Genomic DNA, 23,603 nt, shown 5'->3' with positions numbered 1-23,603 from the left:
GCATGCGGCGAGTGCTGGGCCACGGTTCTTTTTTAAGGTTTTATCTTCTGCTGGGTTTGGCACTATGCGTTGTGTTTTTTATTGCATTGGGCGGGCGTTCTTTTATTGAGCAGGTTCGTCGTGAAGATTATCGTGAACAGCTCGCCGCACTACCTATGTCGTTGATGACGCAGCAGTTAGCGTCAAGTCAGGCGGCCGAAAGAGAAACCATGCTTGCCCGCTTTTCGGAACAGCTGGGTATGCAGCTCTCACTTAAGCGTATCGAGGAGGCAGAGCTTAACTACTTTGAGCAAGCCCGCGTCGAGCGAGGCACGGTATTAGTCGCCGAAGATCCTTGGCAGCTACGACAACGCATACCCGGTGATGAGCAGATGCTAGTAGCAACGTTTGCCGCTTGGAGCGAGCGTCAGTGGCAGGGCAGCATGGTATTGCTCGGAGAGTGGCTAGCTAGCATGCCGCATGAGGCGAGGGCCGATGCCGTTGCTTCATTAGATGCGGGTAGCTGGCCGCTTGTGCTGCTTTCAGCGCTGCCCTCGGACCTCACCTCAGAGCAGCAGTTTCAACTTGCTCAAGGAGGCGTGCTGACGCGACTGGTGTCAGATAAGCTTTCATTGATACTGCTTTACCGGGTGCCTGGCGAGAATCAGTGGTTACAGGCAGGGCCGACTTCTCGCGGTGATACGCTGCCGGTCAATTTGCACCTACCTCTGCTGGTAGGGCTGATGGTGGTGCTTAGCCTGATTATTTACTTAATTATGCGCAGTATTGAAGCGCGTATGGCGCGTTTGGAGCTTGCTGCGACTAGAATCGCCAGCGGGCGCTTAGAAACCCGGGTGAAAGTGGAAAGCGGAGACTTTTTAGGCCGCCTGGGCATGGCATTCAATGGGATGGCGAATCAAGTTCAAAGCTTGCTTAGAGGCCAGCAAGAGATGATCCGCGCAGTCTCTCATGAATTACGCACGCCGGTGGCTCGTATACGGTTTGCGGTGCAAATGGTTGAAGATATGACCGACCAGCCTGCGATTCGCCGTCAGCTTCAGGGTATTGATGCTGATATTTCTGAACTAGATGAATTGGTAGACGAAATCCTCACGTATGCCCGCCTGGGGGGGGAGTCTATTAATGGCGTTGAATTAGAAATGGCGTTGGTTGAGTGTCGGGCAATGGCTGAGCGAGTCATCGACACGCTGTCGCCGTTGCACCAAAGCCTATCGTTAACGCTGGAAGGCAGTGCTGAAATTGAGTTGTACGCCGAACCCCGCTATTTACAACGAGCGCTGCAGAACCTTGTCAGCAATGCCTGTCGCTATGGCAAGTCACAAGTCGTGATTCGTCTATGGGATGAGCCACACCTTGTACGTATTGATATTGAGGATGATGGGCCAGGCATACCACCCGAGGCGCGTAGCGATATCTTCAAGCCATTTGCCAGGCTTGATGATAGCCGCGCACGTAGCTCTGGTGGCTACGGGCTAGGCTTATCCATTGTTCAAAAAATTATGGCAGGCCACGGTGGTAGCGTCACTGTTGATACTAGTCCTACACTGGGCGGCGCGCGCTTTACGCTGCTGATTCCTCGTCGCGAGTCGCCGGCTTGATACCCAACAGCACCGCAAATGACGTTTCTTTAGCAGTGCGCAAAAAATCCTGCATCCAAGGCGCCTCTAAATTTTCTTCCCGTATGGCAGCATAAAGTGTGCTCCAAATGCCGTTCTCGCCCAGTTTCACGGCGCTAACGTAATCCCGCTCTAAATACTCTGTGAGTGCCCAGTTGGGCAGCGCGCACACGCCTCTACCGCTGGCAACGAGCTGCATCATCATGATGGTGAGCTCTGCGGTGCGAATTTCCTTTGGTCGTACATTGGCGGGAGATAAAAATTGGGTAAATACATCCAGCCGGGAGTGCTCGACCGGGTAAGTGATTAGCGTCTCCTCGGCTAACGCTTGTGGCGCGATAAACGGACGGCCAGCAAAAGCATGCTGTCGAGCAACCGCTAGCAGCCCCTCATATCGAAATAGCGGCACGTAATGAACCCCTTCCAGGGGCTGAGGGTCTGCGGTAATCACCAAGTCTAGCTGTTCCCTAGCAAGGGCTGGCAGTGGGTCGAAGTGGTGGCCACTGGGAATATCAATTTCGACCTCTGGCCAATGGTCGCGAAAATAATCCACCGTTGGCATCAGCCATTGAAAACAGCTGTGGCACTCGATAGCCATGTGTAATCGACCCTGCTCGGTGCCTGCTAGGCGAGCTAAGTCGCGCTCAGCTTTACGCACCTCGGGCAAAATCTCATCCGCTAGGGCTAAGAGGCGAAGCCCCGCTCTAGTGAACTCTACTGGACGCGTTTTACGTACAAACAGCGCACTGTCAACGCGACCTTCCAAGTCTTTTAACTGATGGGAAAGGGCCGACTGCGTTAGGTGAACCCGCTCAGCAGCTTCCACTAAAGAACCGGTTTCCCGGAGGGCGAGCAGCGTGCGCAGGTGGCGTAATTCAATCATTGTGAGTGTTTTTCATGTTTGATATTAAAAACTTTAGTTTGATTCATATTTTGGGGGTGAGCAGACTGTGCGAAATCATTCACGTTGAAAGGTTTCATCATGACAGTTTCTCATATTCTCGGCTATCCCCGTATTGGCGCTCAGCGCGAACTTAAAAAAGCCACCGAAGCTTATTGGAAAGGCGACATATCTCGGGAAGAACTTGAAGCAACTGGGCAAGCGCTTAGGCTTTCTCATTGGCAGGCTCAACAAAACGCTGGCCTTGACTTTATTAGTGTTGGCGATTTTGCGTTTTACGACCAAGTACTTAATGTATCCGTCATGCTAGGCGCGGTGCCCGCGCGTTTTAATGCGCAGCACGAAGTTAGCGCAGGCAACGTTGATTTAGATACCGCGTTTCGCATGGCTCGTGGTCGCGCCCCTTGCGGCACACCTGCAGCTGCTTGCGAAATGACCAAGTATTTCGATACCAACTACCATTACCTAGTACCTGAACTGCATGAGGGGCAGACGTTTACGCTTGCGTCTGAACGATTATTTAATGAGGTAGAGGAAGCCTTACAGGCAGGCTTTACGCCTAAAGTGGCGCTGACCGGCCCACTGACTTGGCTATGGCTGGGTAAGATTAAAGGTAGTGATTTTGATCGGCTGAGCCTGCTAGACAATGTATTAAATGTGTATGGCGAAATTCTGGCACGCCTAGCCACCCAAGGTATTGAGTGGGTGCAGCTTGACGAGCCTGCTTTGGTGCAAGATCTGCCGCTGGCTTGGCAGCAGGCGTATGAGCGTGCCTACCACCGCCTCCAATCGGCGCCGTTGAAGCTACTCGTGGCCACTTACTTTGGTGCGCTGGGTGATAACCTTTCGCTAACCACTCGCCTGCCAGTGGCTGGTTTACATATTGATGCTGTCCGAGCGCCGGGTCAGATAGAGAGCGTGATTGATCGATTAAGCCCTCATCAAGTGCTTTCAATTGGCTTAGTGGATGGTCGTAATATTTGGCGTGCTGATTTGGCGGCCCTACGTGAACGTTTACTGCCCTTAAAAGTGCGTTTAGGACAGCGTTTATGGCTGGCGCCCAGCTGTTCGCTGCTGCACGTGCCGGTAGACTTGTCCCAAGAAGCTGAGCTAGATGGCGAGCTGGTAAGCTGGCTAGCATTTGCACGACAAAAGTTGGATGAAGTGGTGACCCTCTCTCGGCTAATTGATAACCGAACAAGGCCCATTGATGAGCAGCGGGTGAGCGACGCAACGCGCGCTCTGGATACGCGTCTGGTATCAACCCGAATTCATCAGCCGGATGTTAACTCACGTCTAGCAGCAATAACGGCTCAAGATAGTCAACGCCAGTCACCTTATGTTGCCCGCGCACTGGCACAGCGTCGAACGCTTGCGTTACCGCTGTTTCCCACCACTACCATTGGTTCTTTTCCGCAAACAGAAGAGATACGCGTTGCCCGCCGGGCATTTAAAGCTGGTGAACTGAGCCAAACGGATTATGAAACCCGTATGCAGGAAGAAATTGGCTACGCCGTAGAACGCCAGGAAGCATTAGGGCTTGATGTGCCTGTTCATGGTGAGGCTGAACGTAATGACATGGTGGAGTACTTTGGAGAACAATTAGAAGGCTTCGCCTTTACTCGCTTCGGCTGGGTGCAAAGTTATGGCTCTCGCTGCGTGAAACCACCGATCATTTTTGGTGATGTTACCCGCCCAGCACCGATGACGGTGAGATGGAGCAAATATGCCCAGTCGCTCACCGACAAGCCCATGAAAGGTATGTTGACAGGGCCTGTGACGATTTTGCAGTGGTCGTTTGTGCGTAATGATCAGTCTCGAGCAATCACCTGCCGCCAGATTGCCCTGGCGCTGCGTGACGAAGTGTTGGATTTGGAAAAAGCCGGTATTCAGGTCATTCAAATTGACGAGCCCGCGCTACGTGAAGGCTTACCTCTGCGCCAGCACGAGTGGCAATCCTATTTAGATTGGGCAGTAGAAAGCTTCCAGCTAAGCGCTGCTGGTGTTAAGGATAGCACCCAGATCCACACTCATATGTGCTATTCGGAGTTTAATGACATCATTGGTGCCATCGCTGCGCTAGACGCGGATGTGATTACTATTGAAACGTCTCGCTCCGATATGGAGTTGCTTGACGCTTTTCAGGATTTTGCATACCCGAACGAAATTGGGCCAGGGGTTTATGATATTCACACGCCCAATATTCCGGATGTTGAATGGATGGTAGCGCTGATGGAAAAAGCGCTAGAGAAAATCCCTGCCGAACGGCTATGGGTGAACCCTGATTGTGGACTGAAAACACGCGGCTGGGCAGAAGTAGAGCCTGCATTGGCTAATATGGTGGAAGCTGCAAATCAACTTCGTCAGCGCTATGGGTAAAACAATAGGAATAAAAAGATAGGGCCATATTAATTGACCGCTCACTAGAGAAGTCAGTGTTGGTACTATCTAACGCAGGCCTCTCTATCTAATTTAGTCCTCTTTATCTAATTTAGTCCCCTCTAGAGTTTTTTTACTTAAGCCTCGCTGTGTAGTGAACTGCCCTTTAATAGCGGGGTGGTTCACTCAGTTAATGCTCAAGGCCTGCGTTCATTGCACAGGACTCAGACTTTTTAGTTTCTCACTCAAAGTGGTAATAAAGGACGTAATACTCAGCCCTTGCTGCAACTACTCGCCACTCTACTTATTAAGCTCTGCTGTTGAATCTTAAAGGTTGACAGTTACATAGAGTTTCGTGTCAGGTTTAAGGACTCAGGGGATTTTATATTATACGATAAAGCATCTATTGCCACCGCTGGCGAGCTAATCGAAAACACGATCGCTTCAAAATAACAAAAGGGAGCATGCGATATGGCTATGTGGGGCTGGAATTTGGAAAGGTTTAGCAAAAATCAAAAGCGATCGATTTTGCTCATACTCATCGGCGGCTATCGGGTTGGCACCAGAAAACAGAAATATCAAGCATCTAAAGAGGTGAGGCAATGATTCTGGCTGCTTTCTGCCGCAGGCTCTCGAAGGGTGGGGTAGGTTGTTCGCTTCTTCCTAGGTTGGCAACCTTTCTGATGCCAATGATGCTTGCGGGGTGCTCTATGCATGCTCATTCGCCAACAATATCTCTGTACGGATCGTTCTTCCCAGTCTGGCTGATTGCAGCCCTGCTCGGTGTTATATGCTCGGTCATACTGCGGCTGCTGTTCATTCGAGTTGGGCTGCACGAGCACCTACCGATGTCGCCGTTGACCTATCTCAGCGCAGCAATTTTTAGCGGCATCATGATCTGGGCGCTCTGGACGGGAGTACTGACAATATGAGTAACCAGAACGATAAAAATAACCAGAACGATAAACATAACCAGAACGATATGAATAACCCGAAAGGCATATCGGCTCAACGCGAACCGGGTATGCGCATCTTTGCCGCGCGGGTGATTGGCTTCGCGCTGATTGCTAGCGCCATTGCTGCTATCGTCTTCGCGGCCATGCAGCGTGGCACCAACTTGCGTACTGACCATGCTGCGGTGAGTGCCACCATCGTGCCAATATCGACCAACGTGCCGGGGCCTATCGCAGAGGTGTTTGTTGAGGACAATGTCTTCGTGGATGCTGGAGACTTACTGTTTCGTATTGATCCAGAGCCTTACGAGCTTCGTGTGGAACAGGCGCGTGCGATGCTACGCACTGCCGAAGCCGAACTCGAGACGGGTGGTCGCTTGCTCTCTGTCCAGCAGACCAATGCTGAGATTGCTAGTCGCCAGATTGATCGCGCCCGCAATCACGTTGAACTCACCCGTCAGTCGCTTCAACGACTTGAAAACCTACTACCGCGTGGCATGGTGACCGCCCAGCAAGTTGACACTGCGCGCACGGTTCACGGGGATGCTTTGATTTCGCTCGATGAGTCATTAAGCCAGCAACTGGCGGCGCAAACGATGATTGGGACCCTCGATGCCCCTGAGTCCCAAGTGGATCTAGCGCGAACCAATCTGGCGCTGGCCGAACGCGAATTACGAAGGACCGATGTGCGCGCCCCTATCTCGGGCCGCATCACTGGGCTTGACCTCGGTGTCGGTACGTATGTGGTGACCGGTGTTTCGCTGTTTTCGCTCATCGATACCGAAGATTGGGTGGTCACGGCCCTGTTTCGTGAAACCGAATTACCACGAATCCGAGCCGGTGCGCCCGTCGATGTCTTTGTAATGTCGGCGCCGACGCAGCGGCTAAGTGGTCGTGTTCAAAGCCTTGGCTACGGGGTTCGAACCACTGATACTATCAGTGTTCTCGGGCTACCGATCATCGACAGCTCAGTAGACTGGGTTCGGGTCGCGCAGCGCTTCCCTGTGACCATCCGTCTCGAAGAACCACCCGAAGAGCTTATGCGCGTTGGTGCCTCCGCTTCCGTCATCATCCACTCGGCCGAAGAGCATGAGTAGCCACGCCGAGACGTCGTCGAAAAGCATGTTGCGGGCAGTTATCGACGACCTACGCCCCTATGATGGGCGTTTGGAGATGACGCTGCACATTGCTTTGCTGTGCGGACTGACAGCGGTTGTTGCAATGGCCCTGCAGGTGCCATTGGCGTTGCTTTCCTGCTATCTGATTTTCCTGATGTATCGAGACAATGCGGGCGAGAACATCGGTATTGGCGTCGGCCTGATCCTTGCAGCGACCGTCATTATTGCTTTGAGCATCCTGCTTATGATGTTCGTTGCCGATGCGCCAGCATTGCGGTTAGCGATGATGGGGGCGGTAACTTTCGGCTTTATGTGGCTGGCTCGGGCTAGCAAGCTGGGTGAACCCGCCGGCCTACTGGGGTTCATTATCGTATTTATCCTGACATTCTACGACTACATCTCTATGCCAGAATTGGTGCTGCGTGGCTTGGCCTGGGTATGGATGGTGGTCTTCGTGCCGATGGTACTGCTGGTGGCGCTTAACGTGTTTGTTGGCCGCAGCCCACTGCAATTGGTGCGTGAGCGGGTGCGCGAACGGCTACTCGAGACGGCGCGCCTCTCTGAAGGAGGGAATCCTACCCCGACTGACCGATTGCTACGAGAAGGCAACGAAGTGGCGGAAAAGCATGCTGGTATGGCACGCCTGCTTGCGCTGGTGTCGAAAGAGGAACACGACAGGCTCGTCGCGGAGCTAGCGGCGAGCTTCAATTTGCTCGCTACAGCCCAAGCGGCGACTGCCGCAGGCCGACCCGAGCCCGAACTGGCTCCCTTGCTGCGCCGGTTGGCTGAAGAGGGCTCGTTGCCGCCCCTGCCTGAGGGTGGTGGTTTAATTGCCAATGCCGTACGTACCTTCGTTGCCGCCCAAAATGTCGCTACTGTAACTGTACCCACATCATCTGAGGCTAAGGGTGGATTTTTGAAACCAGATGCTTTCAAGAATCCTATTTATACCCAGTTTGCGCTCAAGGTGTTGCTTGCTGTCTTTCTAACCTATGCCTTGTACACCAGCATCGGGTTGTTTGAGATCCACACGGCGATGGTCACCTGTTTTGTGGTAGCGCTGGGAACCTCCGGCGAAACGTTCCATAAGAGCATCTTGCGTATCATTGGCTGCCTGATTGGGGCGGCGATGGGAGCCTTCGCCGTTGTCTTCGTGATGCCGCACTTGGATGATCCGGGACACCTTTTTTTGCTCATCGCCACGGGCAGCCTGATCGCGGGTTGGGTAGCGACGGGGTCGTACCGAGTGCAGTATGCTGGCTTTCAGATGGCACTCGCCTTTTTCATCTGCGTGCTACCCGGATCACCACTGGACTTTGGACCGAACTACAATCTCTCAGACGCGGGCTATCGCGTACTTGGTATTCTCGTGGGCATCGGCATCATGGGGTTGGTGTTCTCGTTGGTCTGGCCGGAGAGTGCAAAAGATACCCGTGATAGCGAGGTCGACGCCGCGCTTGTGGTAATGGCCGAGGTACTACGCGGCGAGGATCGTCTTGATGACATGTACCGCCATATTGGTGCTGCTCACCATGCTCAGGAAGTTATGCGATTCGAGTGGGCTGCGCCAATTGCCAAGGAACAGGGCGAGGGTGCTCGGCGACTTGCGGCAACCGATGAATTGGCACGACTATTGCCATTAATTAGCGTGAAGAATGCAGCTCCACTCGCGGCCGCTTTAGAGGCAACCACTGAACACACGTCGGCAGTTTTAGATGTAAATGATGCAGGTGACAACATCTACAAACGCGCACGAGTTCTGGTAGGGATACTGACAGGGGAGAGGGAAAGTGAATGAGAGTTGAACTTCATCGAATAGTGCTTGCCGCGATCTGTGCTGCGACAGCGGGCTGCGCACAGCATCCACCCCATGCAACATCACCCGACGCCTCGACACCCCTGGGGTTGGCGCAAACGGCAACCGGTGCCATGGATTTTTCTCTACCCGCCGATCTATCGCAGGCAGATGATCAGGTCTCCACCCTCGTCAGTCAGCAGCTCACGGATGATCTGTCTGTCGCTATCGACTCGGAGCGAATTTACACCCTACCGGAGCTGATCGACATCGCTCAGCGCACCAAGCCTTCTACCCGCGCTGCTTGGCTGCGTGCCCGTGAAGCGGCTCTTGCCGTGAATGTTGTCGAGGCCTCCTATTTGCCACAATTGTCAGCCAATGTGCTAGCGGGTTACGAAACGGTATCACGTCCCGAACAGGCAATTCCGGAGCTTGGAATCGGAACAGGGCGTCTGACAGCGACAGGCTATCAAGTGATACCTAACCTTACCGTAGAATGGCTGCTGTTCGACTTCGGTGCGCGAGACGCTGCTATGGAGATTGCTGAGCAGGTAGCCATCGGTGGCAATATCGCTTTCCACGGCGCCCACCAAAGGGTCATTTTCGAAGTCAGCGAAGCCTATTTTCAATACTCAGCAGCACGTGCGGAAACACGCATCGACCGAGAGCGGGTGGAGGACGCCCGAACTTTGCGCAGAGTTGCTGAAGGCAGACTTCGCGAAGGCTTGGCTATCAGGGCTGAAGTCGCCCAGGCACGACAGATCGAGGCTCGAGCCCAGTTCGATCTGACGCTGGCCGAAAGTCGAGAGGAAAACACACGGACGGCGTTGATGCACGCCATGGGCCTCTCACCGGCAACCACAATAGGGGTAGCGGAGCTCTCAGATAGGCAACTGCCGGAAGAGGTGCCTATGCCGCTCGACGAGTTGATCGAGAAATCACTGGCTCAGCGGCCCGATATTCAGGCAGCGTTGGCTCGAGTCCGAGCAGCCCGTTCAGAAGTGAACCTAGTGGCAGCGTCATCTATGCCCAAGATCGCAGCGGTGGCTGAAGTTGGGCGAGCAATTGGAGGGGTGAGCCTCAGTGATAGTCGCTTCGGCGGGAGTGGCTCAATGAATAGGACGCTTGACGAGGCCGTAGCTGGCGTTGTTTTCACCATGCCCCTTTTCGACGGCGGACTACGCCAGACTCAGAAGCGGCAGGCCCGTATGCAGGCTGAAGCTGCTGAACAGGATCTTCTTGAGATCCGCAATTTGGCTGCACAGGAGATCGTTGAAGCCTACAGTCTGCTGCACAGCAGCCTAGCTGCCTACACGGCCTCCGGTCCACTGCTTGAGGCCGGGCGAGAAACCTATGAAACTGCGCTTGGACTTTACGAAAATGGCCTCGCGTCGCTGTCTGAAGTCAGTCAGTCAAAAATCGGTCTAAACGATGTCCGTTTGATCCATGAGCAAGCCTTTGCCGACACTTTCGCTGCCGCGACAGCTCTTGCCTTTGCGACCGGCCGTCTCACCAACAGCGATGTGCCGACCCGATTGTGATGTGAATCAAATGCAGCGCTGAGCGCAGTGAGAACGGTAGAGTCGCTGATGCCATCCATTATAAGAGTGCTTCCTCATGCTGATACGGCAGGGCAATCATGGCTAACCGTCCTCAACCCTCCTTTCTACTCAGCTAGCTTTTTGATGCGTAGGCATAGAGCAGTGTTTCCTGAGCGCTGATCGCGTCGCCATTGCCGGGATCCTGAAGGTGATAGCTACCGTCGCTTTTTAGTAACCAGCTTTGGCAGTTATCGACGAGGTAGGTCTCCAAATCTTTACGTACCCGCGTGGCAAGCTTTTTATCCAGTAGCGGGAAGCAGGTTTCTACGCGGTGGAACATATTGCGTGACATAAAATCAGCGCTTGAACACCATGTTTCAGGTTTGCCGTCATTGTGAAAATGGAAAACGCGGGTATGTTCTAAAAAACGCCCAATAATCGACCGGACACGGATATTTTCCGACACCCCTTCTATACCGGGTTTCAAACAGCACATGCCACGAATAATCAAATCGCACTCAACGCCTGCTTGCGAAGCGCGATAAAGTGCTTTGATTAGCTTGGGCTCTGTTAGCGAATTGCACTTAATAATAATGTGGCCACGTTTACCTTTAAGTGCTACCTGAGCTTCACGGTCAATCATTTCGACTAAGCGCTCGTGAAGCGTAAAAGGGGCGTGGAGCAGCGTATCAATCTTGCGAGCACGGCCCATGCCGGAAAGCTGCTGAAATACCTTATGCACGTCGGCGCAAAGCGCTTTATTGGCAGTCAGGAGGCTGTAATCGGTATACAGCTTTGCAGTTTTAGAGTGGTAGTTGCCAGTGCCTAAATGTGCGTAGTGGCGAAGCTCGCCTTTTTCACGCCGCACGATATGCAACATTTTGGCGTGGGTTTTATACGCCATGATGCCATAAATAACGATAGCGCCAGCTTCTTGCAAGCGTGATGCCAGTTGCAGGTTGTCGGCTTCATCAAAACGCGCCCGCAGCTCGATAACAACGGTAACTTCTTTGCCTTGACTGGCGGCATCGACCAAGGCACTCACTATCGTTGAGTCTGCGCCAGTACGGTAAAGCGTCTGCTTGATTGCTAGTACGTCCGGGTCGCGGGCAGCCTCGCGTAGTAGGTCTTCAATTGGTGAAAAAGACTGGAATGGGTGATGAAGCAGAATATCGCTTTTGGCAATAGCGCTAAATAGGCTGCCACCCTTCAATGCTTTTGGCACGCTAGGCGAATAGGGGCGATAGAGCAGTTCCGGTCGGTCAACATCACCGAGTACAGCCATCATGCGGGTCAAATTTACTGGCCCTTGAACACGGTATAAATCGCTGCTTTCTAGCTCAAATTGGCGCAGCAAGAAACTTATTAAGTCATCTGGACAGTTGTCTGCTACCTCTAGCCGTACGCCGCTGCCATAACGGCGGGCCAATAGCTCGCCTCGTAGTGCTGAGGCCAAGTCTGAGACCTCTTCTGGATCGACGGTCATATCGGCATTGCGGGTCAGACGGAACTGATAACAACCGCGCACACGCATGCCGGGGAAAAGTTCTTCTGCATGAGCATGAATCATCGATGACAAGAAAATATACTCAGAGAAACCTTCTGCACACAGTGCTTTAGGCAGTGCCATCAAGCGAGGCAGTGAGCGAGGCGCTGGAAGTATTGCCATGCCACCGGCGCGGCCAAAAGCGTCCTTTCCTTCTAGTTCAACAATGAAATTGAGGCTTTTATTAACCAAACGTGGGAACGGGTGGGAAGGGTCTAAGCCAATGGGGCTAATGACCGGCATGATCTCATTATCAAAGAAATCTTTAACCCAGGCTTTTTGCTCGTCGGTCCATTGATCGCGACGACGAAAGCGTAGCCCTTGAGCTTCCAACGCGGGCAGCAGTGTTTCGTTCAATATTTGATATTGACGGGTTATTTGCTGATGCGCGATATCCGAGATTTCTGCCAGTACGGCTTTGGGTAAGCGGCCGTCGGCAGCGGAGGTATCGTCACCTAACGCCATTTGGTGTTTAAGCCCGGCGACTCTGATTTCGAAAAACTCATCCATGTTGGATGAAAATATCAGCAGAAACATCAGCCGGTTGAGTAGTGGATGCGCATCATCCAGGGCCTGTTCAAGCACCCGGATATTGAATTGCAAATGAGAAAGCTCGCGATTGAAGTAAAGCTGCGGGTCGTCAAGATCCGCTTCCAAGTGAGACTCTTTCGCGTGAACTCCGGTGGGGGTACGATTGATACGCAATGGCAAAGCCTCTCCCTCGCCACTTACCGTCTCGTTTGCAGCGTTTGTTGACTCGCTAGAAAATGCTGACGTGGAATCTGCTGATTGATCGTCCATGGCTGCCCCCGGTGGTGGTTCATACTCATCATAGCGTGATAGCTCATGTTAATAACTATCGTTAATAACTATTGTTAATAGGAGTATGCCGGGAAAAGATGACAAACAAGTGTCACCGGTTTGTCATCTTATTAGGTTTGACCCCTGAAACTAACGCTGTAGCAAGCGTGCTGCTTCTAACGCGAAATAGGTCAAAATCCCATCGGCACCTGCTCGCTTGAAGCACATGAGTGACTCAAGAATGACGGGTTCGGCCTCAAGCCAGCCGTTGTCAAAAGCGGCGCGATGCATGGCGTACTCACCGCTGACTTGGTAAGCGAACGTCGGTACTTGAAGCTCGCTTTTTACACGGCGTACGATATCTAAGTAAGGCATGCCGGGTTTTACCATCACCATATCAGCGCCTTCGGCGATATCCATAGCCACTTCATGCAGCGCTTCATCACTATTGGCAGGATCCATTTGATAGGTGCGTTTGTCTGCTTTGCCAAGATTAGCGGCAGAGCCGACCGCATCACGGAAAGGGCCGTAATAGTTAGAGGCGTACTTAGCGCTATACGCCATAATACGCACATTATGCAGGTGTTCTTGCTCTAACACTTGGCGGATGGCGCCGATGCGGCCATCCATCATATCGGAAGGCGCCACGACATCGGCACCTGCCTCGGCGTGGGAGAGCGCCTGTTTAAGTAGCGTATCTACTGTGCGGTCATTCTGCACATAGCCGTGTTGATCGAGAATGCCGTCCTGACCATGACTAGTATAGGGGTCAAGGGCGACATCGGTAATAATGCCAAGCTCAGGTAGCGCTTCTTTTAGCGCCCGTACGCTGCGCTGGACAAGGCCGCTCGCGTTATAAGCCTCCTCTGCTAACTCGCTTTTTTGCTCTGCACCGATAACAGGGAAGAGAGCCAGGGCAGGAATGCCCAGCGCGTAGGCCTCGCGGGCCTGCTCAATTAGCAGGTCAATCGAAAGACGCTCGACACCGGGCATTGAGGCAACCGCTTCGCGTTGATTTTCGCCTTCCAGCACAAAGACCGGCAAAATCAAGTCGCTGGGCGTTAGCGTCGACTCCTGCATTAAGCGACGGGAGAAATCGTCGCGACGCATACGGCGAAGACGGGTAGCAGGGAAATGGCGGGGAGCAGAGGTGTTCAACGGCTTTCTCCAAACAATCGCATAGACAATCGCATAGTGGGTGCCCTAAAAGGCTTAACGTGAGTATATCAGTCCTGCACTGCAGCGAAAGCGGGCTTGTGATAGCTGGCTTGTAGTGGCTTTATAGACTGACTAAAGTGAGTCACTCAGCGACGCTAAGTGGCGACGATTTAACAGCGATAATAAGCGCTACGATAAGGAGATAAGCATGACCAAACAGGTAGCAATCGTATTAGCAGGCTGCGGCGTTTTTGATGGGTCTGAAATCTATGAAACAACGCTAACGCTGCTGCGCCTAGATCAATTGGGGATTGGCTATCGCTGCTTTGCGCCAGATGTCGCTCAGCACCATGTAATTAATCACTTAACTCAAGAGCCTGTCGAGGGGGAGCAGCGAAATGTGCTGCAGGAATCGGCGCGCCTTGCTCGGGGTGATATTAGCCCGATTACTGAGCTAGATGCTGACGACTTTGATGCAGTCATTGTTCCTGGTGGGTTTGGTGTCGCTAAAAACCTGTCTGATTTTGCCGACCAGGGTGACAACATGCAGGTACTTGAGAGCGTAAAAGAAGCACTGATAGGTTTTAAAGAAGAGGCAAAGCCTATTGGTCTGATGTGTATTGCTCCTGTCTTGGTCCCGCGCCTGCTTGGTGAAGGTGTGGCCGTGACGATTGGTCATGATCCAGGTGTTTCTGGCGCCATTAGCGCGATGGGTGGCCTGCATCGCAGCTGCGGCGTAGAAGAGATTGTGGTGGATCATGAACATCGGGTGGTAACGACGCCTGCTTACATGTTGGCGACCCGTATCAGCGAGGCCGCGACAGGTATCTTTAAGTTGGTAGACCGCATTGATGAAATGATGGGCTAGCGCTTACGAAGTAACCGGCTATTCGTATGAAGGGCAAAAAGCCTCTTGTATGAAGAGCAAAAAGCCTCTGTCATTTTTGAATGGCAGAGGCTTTTTTGGGCAGTGTACCGCCTTTAATAGCGCTTTTAGGTCTCTTGTTCCTCAGCATCATCCGCCTTTGCTTTACGGCGTACCAATCGGCCAAACAGTAGGCCCACTTCATAAAGTAGATACATCGGTATCGCTAACAGGCTTTGAGAAATAATGTCGGGAGGAGTAAGCAGCATGCCCACCACAAAGCAGCCTAAAATAATGTAGGGGCGCTTTTTAGAAAGGCTTTCGACCGTGGTCGCGCCAGATAATATCAATAGAAATGTCGCGATGGGGATTTCAAACGCAACACCAAAGGCGAAAAATAGCTTCAGTACAAAGTTTAGATACTGGTTAATATCGGTCATTACTGCCACGTTCTCCGGCCCAGTCTGGGTGAAAAACTCAAATAGCAGCGGAAAAACTACGTAATAAGCGAAGGCCGCCCCTGCGTAAAATAGCGCTATGCTGGAGACCAGAATGGGGATCGCCAGTGCCTTTTCGTTATCGTAAAGCCCAGGTGCTACAAACGCCCATGCTTGGTGTAGCACGAAGGGGATAGCGATAAAGACGGCGACTACCAGGGTTAGTTTGAAAGGAGCCAGGAAAGGTGAGGCCACTTCGGTGGCGATCATCTGTGAGCCTTCTGGCAACAGTGCCATTAATGGCTCAGCCACAAAGCTGTAGATATCATTGGCAAAGGCGTAAAGGCCAAGAAACACGACTAATATAACCACGACCGCTTTCATCAGCCGCGAGCGTAGTTCAATCAGGTGCTCAATAAGAGGCGCTTGGCCTTGGTCTTTACGTGGCTCCTGGGAATCGCCAGACATGCTCATTGGTGATTACTATCCTTTGTAAGATCCGCCTTTGTAAGATCCGCCTTTTTAATATCGGCATTTTCCATATTCGGCTGCTTAGCATTTGCCTTGCTAGACTCACTTTTGCCGTTAGGATTCACCGCACGCAGCTCATCGGTAGCACGTTGATGAGGCGCAGGGGAAGAGGCTGTTGGCGTGTCTTCGCGTACTGTTTGCAAGGCATCATCTAACCGGGCGCTAGCGTTGGCAACCCGCTGCTCGGTCTCGTTTTGGGTGGCCGATGTAGAAGCGTTTGAAGAGCTGGAAGAAGAGGGGGCGTCGGCAATGCTCTCAACATCCTGCTTGGCTTTTTTGAGGCTATCATCGAGCTTTTTCTGTTGCTCGTTGAGCTTTTGACGCAACTCCTCTGCTTCCAACTGAGCGCTGATTTCGCGCTGCATACCGGATACCGTACGCTTAATTTTGCCAATCCACATACCTGCTGTGCGAGCAGCTTTAGGCAGGCGCTCTGGGCCAAGCACCAGAAGCCCAACGATACCAATCAGCATCAGTTCAAGAAAGCCGATATCCAGCATGGGTTATTTGCGCTCTTCGTTACGTTCTGTGGGGCGTTCTTCGGCGGCACGCTTCTCTTCTGCTTGTACATCATAAGTATTGCCAGCCTCATCGTGGCTTACTTTCGCCTGAGGTTGGTCAGCATCTTTTTTGTCGCCGTCTTTCTCTTCTTCGTTAATGGCCTTCTTAAAGCCTTTGACTGCACCGCCTAAATCGGTGCCCACATTACGCAGTTTCTTGGTGCCGAAAATTAGGATGATAATGCCCAGAACAATCAGCAACTGCCAAATACTGATACCACCTAACATATGCATTTCCTCATCAGTGCAGGTTAACGTTGTGTGCGGGACGCTTTTTCGTCATGACCAGAAATACCAAATCGCTGTGCTAGCTCATCCAAAACGCGCTGATGATCCAGTTCAAGGTGCGACAGCATTACCAAACTATGAAACCACAGGTCGGCGGTTTCAGCGATTAGCGCTTGATGCGCTTGCTCGCCACCATGCTCGGCATCTTTGGCAGCCAAAATGGTTTCGGTCGCCTCTTCGCCGACTTTTTCGAGTATCTTGTTCAAACCCTTATGATGCAAGGAGGCAACATAAGAATCTTCTGCACAAGCATGTCGACGCTGCTTTAAGACCTCAGCGAGTGCATCTAGCACTTGCGTCGTCTGGGTAGAATCAGTCATAGGCATCCTTTTATCAATCATCACAGCGCTTTCGCCAAAGGCCAGTGTATTCGTCAAAGGCTACACTGAGGCGCTTTATCTTACTGCTGAGCTGTTTCATTGCCATAGTAGCAATAGCAAGCCAACACCCGCAGCGGCTAAAACAGGCCATTCTTGAGCCGATGCCCAGCTGCTCAGCGGATGCCAAGCTAGGGCAACAGCCAGCAAGATAAGACCGATACGCAGCCGATAATGACGCTTATGCTGGCGTGTCAGTTGCTGCTGAACATCGCTAATCGAGGTCACTTGCTGATGACGCTGGCGGTGTTCATGTTCCATTCGACTCAGCGCCTGATGCGCTAGCACGGGTAGCTCAGGCAATTGATGAGAAAGTTCTGGCGCTTGACGTTTGAACGACTCCCAAAGACCGCCGATACCAGCGCGCTGTTTCATCCACTTTTCTAGATATGGTTTCGCCGTGCTCCACAGATCCAGGTCAGGGTAAAGCTGACGACCCAGCCCTTCGATGTTAAGTAACGTTTTTTGCAACAATACTAGCTGTGGCTGTACTTCCATATTAAAGCGTCGCGCCGTTTGAAACAGTCCTAACAGCACCTGCCCAAACGAAATATCTTTTAGCGGCTTTTCAAGAATGGGCTCGCATACGGTACGAATAGCGGCTGCGAACTCGTTAGCGCGTGTGTTTTCGCCCACCCATCCGGACTCAATATGTAATGCCGCCACTTCGTAATAATCTTGATGAAAAAAGGCCAGTAAGTTGCGCGCAAGGTAGTCTTGATCTTCTCTGGTAAGGCTCCCTACGATACCGCAGTCGATGGCGATATACTGAGGATCTTCAGGATCATCGCAGTTAACAAAGATATTGCCGGGATGCATATCGGCATGGAAGAAATTATCTCGGAAGACCTGGGTGAAGAAGATTTCTACGCCGCGTTCAGCCAGCTTCTTAAGGTTGGTTCCACGCGCAATAAGGGTGTCTAAATCAGCCACGGGGACACCGCGAATGCGCTCTTGAACCATGACATGGCGGCGGGTGTAGGGCCAATAAATTGTCGGTACAAACAGCAGCGGTGATTCTTTGAAGTTACGCTTAAGTTGCGACGTGTTTGCCGCTTCTTTGTAGAGGTCTAGTTCGTCAAATAAGGTGGCTTCGTAATCACGAATCACTTCTACGGGGCGTAAGCGTTTGGCGTCAGGCACTTTACCCAGCAACTTAGCGATTTGATACATTAGCGCCATATCCTGGCGCATAATGCGGTCGATGCCGGGGCGAATAATTTTGACGACGACATCTTCACCGCTATGCAGCGTTGCCGCATGCACCTGGGCAATCGATGCAGAAGCGAGAGGGGTTCGGTCAAAGGCGGCGAATGCTTCAACCAGCGACATTTCAAGCTCTTTTTCGACCCGTGCGGCAGCTAATTCGCCAGGGAAAGGAGGCACTTGGTCTTGCAGCCGTTTTAATTCATCGGCGATATCTTCGGGCAATAGATCTCGACGGGTTGAGAGCATTTGGCCAAATTTAATAAAAATCGGCCCAAGCGCTTCCAAAGCTAGGCGCAATCGCTCGCCGCGACTGCGTTGCCCAACGGGAAATAGCTTTAGAGGCGAAAGCGTCATTAAGATACGCAGCCAGAACGGTAGCCGCTCAATGGGTATCAACGTATCTAAACGATGGCGAGCCACTATCCAAGAAATCTTCAATAACCGCAGGCTCATCAGTGCGGCTCCTCAGGGTGCAACTGCTCGGTCGGCGTGGCTGTTAACTGTGTCAAACGCTTATGCAAGCGATTGAGCCTGGCTTCCAAGCGGTCGGTCGCGATCTCAAGTTCGGTCAAATGATCTCGGAGCACATCGCGCTGTTGGCGGCCGGGGAGTATGCGGGCTTCTTCAAATACGTATTCAGAAACGTCCTGCAGCAGCTCGTCTTTCGCTCTTAGCCCCCAGCGCGCGGCGCGTCGAATACCTTCGGCCAGTGAGTGGGCGGGCATATCGCCCAGCCAGCGAGCTAGCTCGCCTTCCCAGTCGATATCCAGATCAAAGAGCAGGTCACGGGTGGCTTCCAGCAGGTGGATGCGACCACGCACAGAAAGTTTGCCATCAAACATCAATCGCTCAATGGAGGCGCCACTTAACCACTCAGAGAGTGTTTCAGGAGTGAGCTCGACGATGGCGTCGACGTCAGTTTCGTCTAAATCATCGCCACGCAGCAGATCAATGCCCGCATGGTGGTAGTGCAGCACCAGCTGAAGGTGAGGCTTTTCGAGCCTTACCAGTAATCGACTACCCGCTAACGCCGACAAGCGCGCAGGCGAAGCCGGATCGTGGGCAAGCAAGGCATTCAACGTGCGTTCACATCCGGCCAGCAACAGGGTCGGGGTGACTAGCATGCTGACCTCATTGTCGGTGAGTTCATAATTTAATGCCGCGGTGAAGGGCAACGATACCGCCGGTTAGGTTGGTATATTCAACCCGATCCAGTCCAGCAGCTTCCATCATGCCTTTCAGGGTTTCCTGGTCGGGATGCATGCGAATAGATTCGGCGAGGTAGCGATAACTCTCACCGTCTCCGGCCACTAGCTCGCCCATTTTCGGCAGAAGGCGGAAGGAGTATTCATCGTATGCTTTTGACAGCAAAGCATTATTTGGCTTTGAAAACTCAAGTACTAGTAACCGTCCGCCGGGCTTGAGCACGCGTGTCATGGAGCGCAGCGCAGCGTCCTTGTCGGTAACGTTGCGCAGTCCGAAAGCAATCGTAATGCAGTCAAAACTGTTATCGGGAAACGGCAGGCACTCGGCATTGGCTTGTACATACTCAACGTTGCCACCGACGCCATTGTCCATCAGTTTGTCGCGGCCAACGTTGAGCATGGAGGCATTAATGTCGGCCAACACCACTTTTCCGCGCGGGCCGACCAGACGGGAAAATTTGAGCGTTAAATCGCCAGTGCCGCCAGCAATATCCAGCACATGATGGCCGGGGCGAACGCCTGCGCGCTCAATAGCGAGGCGTTTCCAGACGCGATGGATACCCATAGACATCAAGTCGTTCATGATGTCATAGCGCGCAGCTACCGAATGAAAGACACCGGCAACACGAGACGCTTTTTCGTCAACTGCAACTTCCTGATAACCAAAATGGGTAGTGCGTTTTTCAGTGGGGCTCATGGGGCTCTAGCTCCCGAGTTCGAGGCGGTAATAGTCGACCAAAAGGTCGTCGCAATAAATGGTTAGCGACATTGTAGCCTTCTCACCCCCAACTTGTCTGCGCTTCAACTGGGGTGAAGCGTCACAGCTGCTTGAATTGGATGCTGGCTGGCTCGCGGGAAGCCCCGGCCTCTTCGAGGCGTTGCAGGTAGTTTTGCCAATAAACTGTTTGGTGCTGAGCTAAGTCGTAAAGATAGTTCCAGCTGTAAAGGCCGCTGTCGTGGCCGTCGTCAAAATGCAATTTCAGGGCGTAATTGCCGGCTTGGGTAATGTTTTGCAGGCCGACATCTTTTTTACCCACTTGCAGTACAGCCGTGTCGCCGCCGTGGCCACGCACTTCGGCTGAAGGGGAATAGACCCGTAAAAATTCGACAGGCAGACGAAAGTTTTCGCCATTAGCGTAGCCAAGTTCTAGCTCGCGAGCCTGTTTATGGTAGTGAACCCGCGTTGGGGTGGGGGCATTCGTAGAAATAGGGGCGTTCATTGATGACGTCACCTTTTACGATATTGAGCTAAAACGGGTTGACCGACTATTTACGCTCTAGCAAATGCGTGAAGGTAAGTGCCGCGGCTAACGTCTGATCGACAGTACGTTGATCAAGCACGAGCAACAGGGATGCTGTTCTCGTGCGTAACGTTAGACGCAGCGAAGCCTGGACAGCAGCATTTGCGTGCGTAAAAAGCGGGCAAGCTGCTGCGGACTATACCGATATAAGCACGTTTACAAAATATAGCGCGATAGGTCTTCGTCTACTGCTAGCTCACCCAGTTGGGCATTGACGTAATCGGCATCGATAACCAGAGGGCTATCCATATCGCCGCCTTTAAATGAGGCTTCTTCGAGCAGTCGTTCCAGCACTGTATGCAGGCGGCGAGCGCCAATATTCTCGGTGCCTTCGTTCACCTGCCAGGAAATCTCGGCAATACGTTCGATACCGTCTGGAGTGAACTCGATATCCAGCCCTTCGGTAGCCAGTAACGCTTGATACTGCTTGGTGAGTGAGGCGGATGGCTCGGTTAGAATCCGCTGGAAATCGCCAGGTGTCAGCGCATCCAGTTCAACACGGATCGGCAATCGTCCTTGCAGCTCTGGAATAAGATCTGAGGGACGTGATAGGTGGAAGGCACCTGAAGCAATAAACAGGATATGGTCGGTTTTGACCATGCCGTATTTGGTTGAAACGGTAGAGCCTTCGATTAACGGCAGCAGGTCACGCTGAACGCCTTCACGGGAGACTTCTCCACCGCTAGACTGGCCGCTACCCTTGGCAACTTTGTCGATCTCATCCAAGAAGACAATTCCGTGTTGCTCGACGGCTTCGACGGCACGAGCTTTGATCTCTTCTTCATTAACCAGTTTGCCCGCTTCTTCATCGCGCAGCAGAACCAGTGCTTCTTTCACCGTTACACGGCGCTGTTCACGTTTTTGCTGGCCCATGTTGGAGAATAGGCTCTGCAGCTGGTTGGTCATCTCCTCCATGCCTGGCGGCGTCATTATGTCGATGCCTTGCCCATGGGAAGAGATTTCGATATCGATCTCTTTATCATCCAGTTGACCTTCCCGAAGTTTTTTGCGGAAGGTTTGACGCGTACCGTTATCTTCCCGAGGCTTATCTTCCTGGCCACGGGGAGGGGGCAAAAGTGCATCTAGAACGCGGTCTTCAGCGGCATCTTCAGCGCGATGGCCGACTTCTTCCTTCGCATGCTCGCGAACCATTTTGATCGCGGCTTCCATTAAGTCGCGAATAATCGACTCGACGTCCCGGCCTACATAGCCCACTTCGGTAAACTTAGTGGCCTCGACTTTGATGAAGGGCGCTCTGGCCAGCTTGGCGAGGCGGCGAGCGATTTCAGTTTTACCTACGCCGGTAGGGCCAATCATCAGAATGTTTTTTGGCGTCACTTCCGGGCGCAGCTCATCGTCCAGCTGCATGCGGCGCCAGCGGTTACGCAGAGCAATGGCCACAGCGCGCTTGGCATCTTGTTGACCAATAATGTATTGATCCAGGGCGTGGACGATTTCGCGGGGTGTCATCTGAGTCATAAAAAGGGCCTCAACGGTCGTTGATGTTCAGCTCTTCGAGCGTCACGTGGTGATTGGTAAATACGCAGATGTCGCCGGCGATTTCGAGAGACTTTTCAGTAATTTCACGAGCAGAAAGCTCGGTGTTTTCCAACAGCGCGCGGGCACTTGCCTGGGCAAAATTGCCGCCAGAGCCAATAGCAATAATGCCGCGTTCAGGCTCAACCACATCACCGTTACCGGTAATGATCAGCGAGGCACTGTGGTCCGCCACGGCCAGTAGCGCTTCCAGGCGGCGCAGCGCCCGGTCGGTGCGCCAGTCTTTGGCTAACTCGACGGCTGCTTTGGTAAGGTGGCCCTGGTATTTTTCCAACTGCGCTTCAAAACGTTCAAATAGCGTGAAGGCATCGGCAGTGCCACCAGCAAAACCTGCCAGTACTTTGCCGCGGTATAGGCGGCGTACTTTACTTGCATTACCTTTCATTACGGTGTTGCCCAGTGAAACTTGGCCGTCGCCTGCAAGGGCAACCTGATTACCGCGGCGTACGGATACAATAGTGGTCATGGAGATAACTCCTTGTGGGAGGCTCATGCTCCCGATGACTGATCGGCCATTATAAAAGACCGTAAAAAAAGCGATTCACAACAAAATGCGGGCGGCTGATAAAAAATCAACCGCCCGCTAAGTAAAGCCTTCAGATAAAGTGTTATTAGACGGGGTTTGTGAAAACAAAAACCGCCTAGCCCTTTGATTAGCGTTGCCTGTGGTTATTGCAGCTCTATAAATAGGCTAGTTCTGCAATTGGATCAGCAGAGGCTCTATGCCTTGCGTGCTCATTAGGTCCTGGGCGCGGTTTAGCTCTCGCGTGTCCTCATAAGGACCTACTTGAACACGGTGCCAGATATCGCCATTGGCTTTCACCTCGCTAACCTGGGCAAGCAAGCTTAAGTTGCGCAGGCGGCTGCGCAACTGCTCGGCATCGCTTAATTCCCGAAATGATGCGGCCTGCAGCATGTAACGGTTGGGTGTGCTGGAAGCGCTGGCAGGTGCTTGTTGAGCAGCGGCCACTTGCTCTTCTGGACGCATGTTAGCTGCAATAACCTGAGCAATAGGGTCATCATTCGACTGCGCATTTGCATTACTTGACGCAGTTTCATTGGTTGCTGCGTCGTTACTTGCCGTCGTTTGTGCCTGCTGTGTTGCTGCTTCAGGGCGGTTCACGGTTGATGGCAGCGACACGCCAGGGGCAATAACTTCTGTGTCTGGCAGCAGCGTGTAGAACTCAAATGTCGGCATTGCTGGCTCGGAAGCGCCCTCTGTTTGACGCGCTGCGCTGCGCTCATCGCTGTCAGCAGGCTTAGGTAGGACAGTTGCCTGAGGCGTATCTTCCTGTTCTTGCCATGGCGCAGTACCATGCTGATGCTGCGCAAGGAAAAAGCCTGCCGCTAAACCTGCTATCCCCCAAAGCCAACCAGGAATGTTGAATCCGCCGCCTGAGTTTTTGCTGGTTTTGCGCTGAGAGGTGGCGCCTCGGCGGGCTGGCTTCTCTTTTGGGCTGGCCAT

Annotated in this window: 21 protein-coding genes; 7 read left to right on the top strand and 14 right to left on the bottom strand. The window is 52.7% G+C overall.

Going from position 1 to position 23,603, the window contains the following annotated elements; translation table 11 throughout:
- Positions 1 to 2: 2 nt before the first annotated feature.
- Positions 3 to 1,598, top strand: a complete 1,596-nt coding sequence (locus tag B6A39_RS15220; RefSeq protein ID WP_083007029.1) for an ATP-binding protein — start codon at positions 3 to 5, stop codon at positions 1,596 to 1,598.
- Here the strand turns inward: B6A39_RS15220 and B6A39_RS15215 are convergent.
- Entirely contained in the window at positions 1,561 to 2,499 is a 939-nt protein-coding gene (locus B6A39_RS15215) for a LysR family transcriptional regulator (protein ID WP_083007027.1), read from the bottom strand. The two genes, B6A39_RS15220 and B6A39_RS15215, sit on opposite strands and share 38 nt — an antisense overlap.
- 99 nt (positions 2,500 to 2,598) lie before the next feature.
- Between B6A39_RS15215 and metE the strand changes: the two genes are divergently transcribed.
- The 5 genes from metE to B6A39_RS15190 all read left to right on the top strand — a co-directional run bounded on the left by metE (position 2,599) and on the right by B6A39_RS15190 (position 10,303).
- A complete protein-coding gene (gene metE / locus B6A39_RS15210) occupies positions 2,599 to 4,896 on the top strand; it encodes a 5-methyltetrahydropteroyltriglutamate--homocysteine S-methyltransferase (RefSeq protein WP_083007026.1) in 2,298 nt (765 codons plus the stop codon).
- Positions 4,897 to 5,498: 602 nt separating this feature from the next.
- Entirely contained in the window at positions 5,499 to 5,828 is a 330-nt protein-coding gene (locus tag B6A39_RS15205) for a YtcA family lipoprotein (RefSeq protein ID WP_083007024.1), read from the top strand.
- Complete coding sequence (locus B6A39_RS15200) at positions 5,825 to 6,946, top strand: HlyD family efflux transporter periplasmic adaptor subunit (RefSeq protein WP_083007022.1); 1,122 nt, start codon at positions 5,825 to 5,827, stop codon at positions 6,944 to 6,946. The genes B6A39_RS15205 and B6A39_RS15200 overlap by 4 nt, the downstream gene beginning before the upstream one ends.
- The gene (locus tag B6A39_RS15195) at positions 6,939 to 8,765 is read left to right on the top strand and encodes an FUSC family protein (protein WP_083007021.1); all 1,827 of its coding nucleotides are present in this window, start codon (positions 6,939 to 6,941) and stop codon (positions 8,763 to 8,765) included. The genes B6A39_RS15200 and B6A39_RS15195 overlap by 8 nt, the downstream gene beginning before the upstream one ends.
- Positions 8,762 to 10,303 carry a TolC family protein gene (locus B6A39_RS15190; protein WP_083007019.1) on the top strand — a complete coding sequence of 514 codons (1,542 nt, stop codon included), beginning with the start codon at positions 8,762 to 8,764 and terminating at the stop codon, positions 10,301 to 10,303. Before B6A39_RS15195 ends, B6A39_RS15190 begins: the two co-directional genes overlap by 4 nt.
- Positions 10,304 to 10,436: 133 nt before the next feature.
- On the opposite strand, the gene ppk1 is transcribed toward B6A39_RS15190, so the two are convergent.
- Complete coding sequence (gene ppk1, locus B6A39_RS15185) at positions 10,437 to 12,650, bottom strand: polyphosphate kinase 1 (RefSeq protein ID WP_083007017.1); 2,214 nt, start codon at positions 12,648 to 12,650, stop codon at positions 10,437 to 10,439.
- Positions 12,651 to 12,800: 150 nt separating this feature from the next.
- Complete coding sequence (gene hemB, locus B6A39_RS15180) at positions 12,801 to 13,808, bottom strand: porphobilinogen synthase (protein WP_083007016.1); 1,008 nt, start codon at positions 13,806 to 13,808, stop codon at positions 12,801 to 12,803.
- 208 nt (positions 13,809 to 14,016) lie between these two features.
- On the opposite strand from hemB, the gene elbB reads away from it, so the two are divergent.
- On the top strand, positions 14,017 to 14,676 hold the full coding sequence (gene elbB / locus B6A39_RS15175) for an isoprenoid biosynthesis glyoxalase ElbB (RefSeq protein WP_083007014.1): 660 nt from the start codon (positions 14,017 to 14,019) through the stop codon (positions 14,674 to 14,676).
- 125 nt (positions 14,677 to 14,801) lie between these two features.
- Here the strand turns inward: elbB and tatC are convergent, their stop codons facing one another.
- The 11 genes from tatC to B6A39_RS15120 all read right to left on the bottom strand — a co-directional run bounded on the left by tatC (position 14,802) and on the right by B6A39_RS15120 (position 23,603).
- Complete coding sequence (tatC, locus tag B6A39_RS15170; RefSeq protein WP_083007012.1) at positions 14,802 to 15,584, bottom strand: twin-arginine translocase subunit TatC; 783 nt, start codon at positions 15,582 to 15,584, stop codon at positions 14,802 to 14,804.
- The gene (gene tatB, locus B6A39_RS15165) at positions 15,581 to 16,141 is read right to left on the bottom strand and encodes a Sec-independent protein translocase protein TatB (protein ID WP_083007011.1); all 561 of its coding nucleotides are present in this window, start codon (positions 16,139 to 16,141) and stop codon (positions 15,581 to 15,583) included. The genes tatC and tatB overlap by 4 nt, the downstream gene beginning before the upstream one ends.
- Positions 16,142 to 16,144: 3 nt before the next feature.
- Positions 16,145 to 16,429, bottom strand: a complete 285-nt coding sequence (gene tatA, locus B6A39_RS15160) for a Sec-independent protein translocase subunit TatA (protein ID WP_083007009.1) — start codon at positions 16,427 to 16,429, stop codon at positions 16,145 to 16,147.
- 23 nt (positions 16,430 to 16,452) lie between these two features.
- Positions 16,453 to 16,809, bottom strand: a complete 357-nt coding sequence (locus B6A39_RS15155; protein WP_083007007.1) for a phosphoribosyl-ATP diphosphatase — start codon at positions 16,807 to 16,809, stop codon at positions 16,453 to 16,455.
- Between the two features lie 96 nt (positions 16,810 to 16,905).
- Positions 16,906 to 18,528 (bottom strand): ubiquinone biosynthesis regulatory protein kinase UbiB, encoded by a 1,623-nt coding sequence (gene ubiB / locus B6A39_RS15150; RefSeq protein ID WP_083007005.1) that lies wholly within the window; start codon positions 18,526 to 18,528, stop codon positions 16,906 to 16,908.
- A complete protein-coding gene (locus B6A39_RS15145; RefSeq protein WP_083007004.1) occupies positions 18,528 to 19,199 on the bottom strand; it encodes a ubiquinone biosynthesis accessory factor UbiJ in 672 nt (223 codons plus the stop codon). The genes ubiB and B6A39_RS15145 overlap by 1 nt, the downstream gene beginning before the upstream one ends.
- A 22-nt stretch (positions 19,200 to 19,221) precedes the next feature.
- Entirely contained in the window at positions 19,222 to 19,977 is a 756-nt protein-coding gene (ubiE, locus tag B6A39_RS15140; protein WP_083007002.1) for a bifunctional demethylmenaquinone methyltransferase/2-methoxy-6-polyprenyl-1,4-benzoquinol methylase UbiE, read from the bottom strand.
- A 121-nt stretch (positions 19,978 to 20,098) separates the two neighbouring features.
- Positions 20,099 to 20,500 (bottom strand): gamma-butyrobetaine hydroxylase-like domain-containing protein, encoded by a 402-nt coding sequence (locus B6A39_RS15135; protein WP_083007001.1) that lies wholly within the window; start codon positions 20,498 to 20,500, stop codon positions 20,099 to 20,101.
- A 237-nt stretch (positions 20,501 to 20,737) separates the two neighbouring features.
- On the bottom strand, positions 20,738 to 22,060 hold the full coding sequence (gene hslU, locus B6A39_RS15130; protein WP_083006999.1) for an ATP-dependent protease ATPase subunit HslU: 1,323 nt from the start codon (positions 22,058 to 22,060) through the stop codon (positions 20,738 to 20,740).
- Between the two features lie 10 nt (positions 22,061 to 22,070).
- Positions 22,071 to 22,604: an ATP-dependent protease subunit HslV gene (hslV, locus tag B6A39_RS15125; protein WP_009724832.1), complete on the bottom strand. Its 534-nt coding sequence runs from the start codon at positions 22,602 to 22,604 to the stop codon at positions 22,071 to 22,073.
- A gap of 225 nt (positions 22,605 to 22,829) precedes the next feature.
- Positions 22,830 to 23,603, bottom strand: coding sequence for an SPOR domain-containing protein (locus B6A39_RS15120; RefSeq protein WP_083006997.1), 774 nt, complete (start codon positions 23,601 to 23,603; stop codon positions 22,830 to 22,832).

This window comes from Halomonas sp. GT (assembly GCF_002082565.1).
In the GTDB taxonomy this organism is placed as follows: Bacteria; Pseudomonadota; Gammaproteobacteria; order Pseudomonadales; family Halomonadaceae; genus Vreelandella.
This window is presented reverse-complemented; position numbering and strand designations above follow the sequence as displayed.

Coding starts and splice junctions, on each gene's coding strand:
- B6A39_RS15145 (WP_083007004.1), bottom strand. CDS start 19,199: ATGCTAGTCACCCCGACCCTGTTGCTGGCCGGATGTGAACGCACGTTG.
- ubiE (WP_083007002.1), bottom strand. CDS start 19,977: ATGAGCCCCACTGAAAAACGCACTACCCATTTTGGTTATCAGGAAGTT.
- tatB (WP_083007011.1), bottom strand. CDS start 16,141: ATGCTGGATATCGGCTTTCTTGAACTGATGCTGATTGGTATCGTTGGG.
- B6A39_RS15155 (WP_083007007.1), bottom strand. CDS start 16,809: ATGACTGATTCTACCCAGACGACGCAAGTGCTAGATGCACTCGCTGAG.
- B6A39_RS15195 (WP_083007021.1), top strand. CDS start 6,939: ATGAGTAGCCACGCCGAGACGTCGTCGAAAAGCATGTTGCGGGCAGTT.
- B6A39_RS15135 (WP_083007001.1), bottom strand. CDS start 20,500: ATGAACGCCCCTATTTCTACGAATGCCCCCACCCCAACGCGGGTTCAC.
- tatA (WP_083007009.1), bottom strand. CDS start 16,429: ATGTTAGGTGGTATCAGTATTTGGCAGTTGCTGATTGTTCTGGGCATT.
- B6A39_RS15205 (WP_083007024.1), top strand. CDS start 5,499: ATGATTCTGGCTGCTTTCTGCCGCAGGCTCTCGAAGGGTGGGGTAGGT.
- B6A39_RS15215 (WP_083007027.1), bottom strand. CDS start 2,499: ATGATTGAATTACGCCACCTGCGCACGCTGCTCGCCCTCCGGGAAACC.
- ubiB (WP_083007005.1), bottom strand. CDS start 18,528: ATGAGCCTGCGGTTATTGAAGATTTCTTGGATAGTGGCTCGCCATCGT.
- B6A39_RS15120 (WP_083006997.1), bottom strand. CDS start 23,603: ATGGCCAGCCCAAAAGAGAAGCCAGCCCGCCGAGGCGCCACCTCTCAG.
- ppk1 (WP_083007017.1), bottom strand. CDS start 12,650: ATGGACGATCAATCAGCAGATTCCACGTCAGCATTTTCTAGCGAGTCA.
- hslV (WP_009724832.1), bottom strand. CDS start 22,604: ATGACCACTATTGTATCCGTACGCCGCGGTAATCAGGTTGCCCTTGCA.
- B6A39_RS15200 (WP_083007022.1), top strand. CDS start 5,825: ATGAGTAACCAGAACGATAAAAATAACCAGAACGATAAACATAACCAG.
- B6A39_RS15190 (WP_083007019.1), top strand. CDS start 8,762: ATGAGAGTTGAACTTCATCGAATAGTGCTTGCCGCGATCTGTGCTGCG.
- hslU (WP_083006999.1), bottom strand. CDS start 22,060: ATGACTCAGATGACACCCCGCGAAATCGTCCACGCCCTGGATCAATAC.
- metE (WP_083007026.1), top strand. CDS start 2,599: ATGACAGTTTCTCATATTCTCGGCTATCCCCGTATTGGCGCTCAGCGC.
- tatC (WP_083007012.1), bottom strand. CDS start 15,584: ATGAGCATGTCTGGCGATTCCCAGGAGCCACGTAAAGACCAAGGCCAA.
- elbB (WP_083007014.1), top strand. CDS start 14,017: ATGACCAAACAGGTAGCAATCGTATTAGCAGGCTGCGGCGTTTTTGAT.
- B6A39_RS15220 (WP_083007029.1), top strand. CDS start 3: ATGCGGCGAGTGCTGGGCCACGGTTCTTTTTTAAGGTTTTATCTTCTG.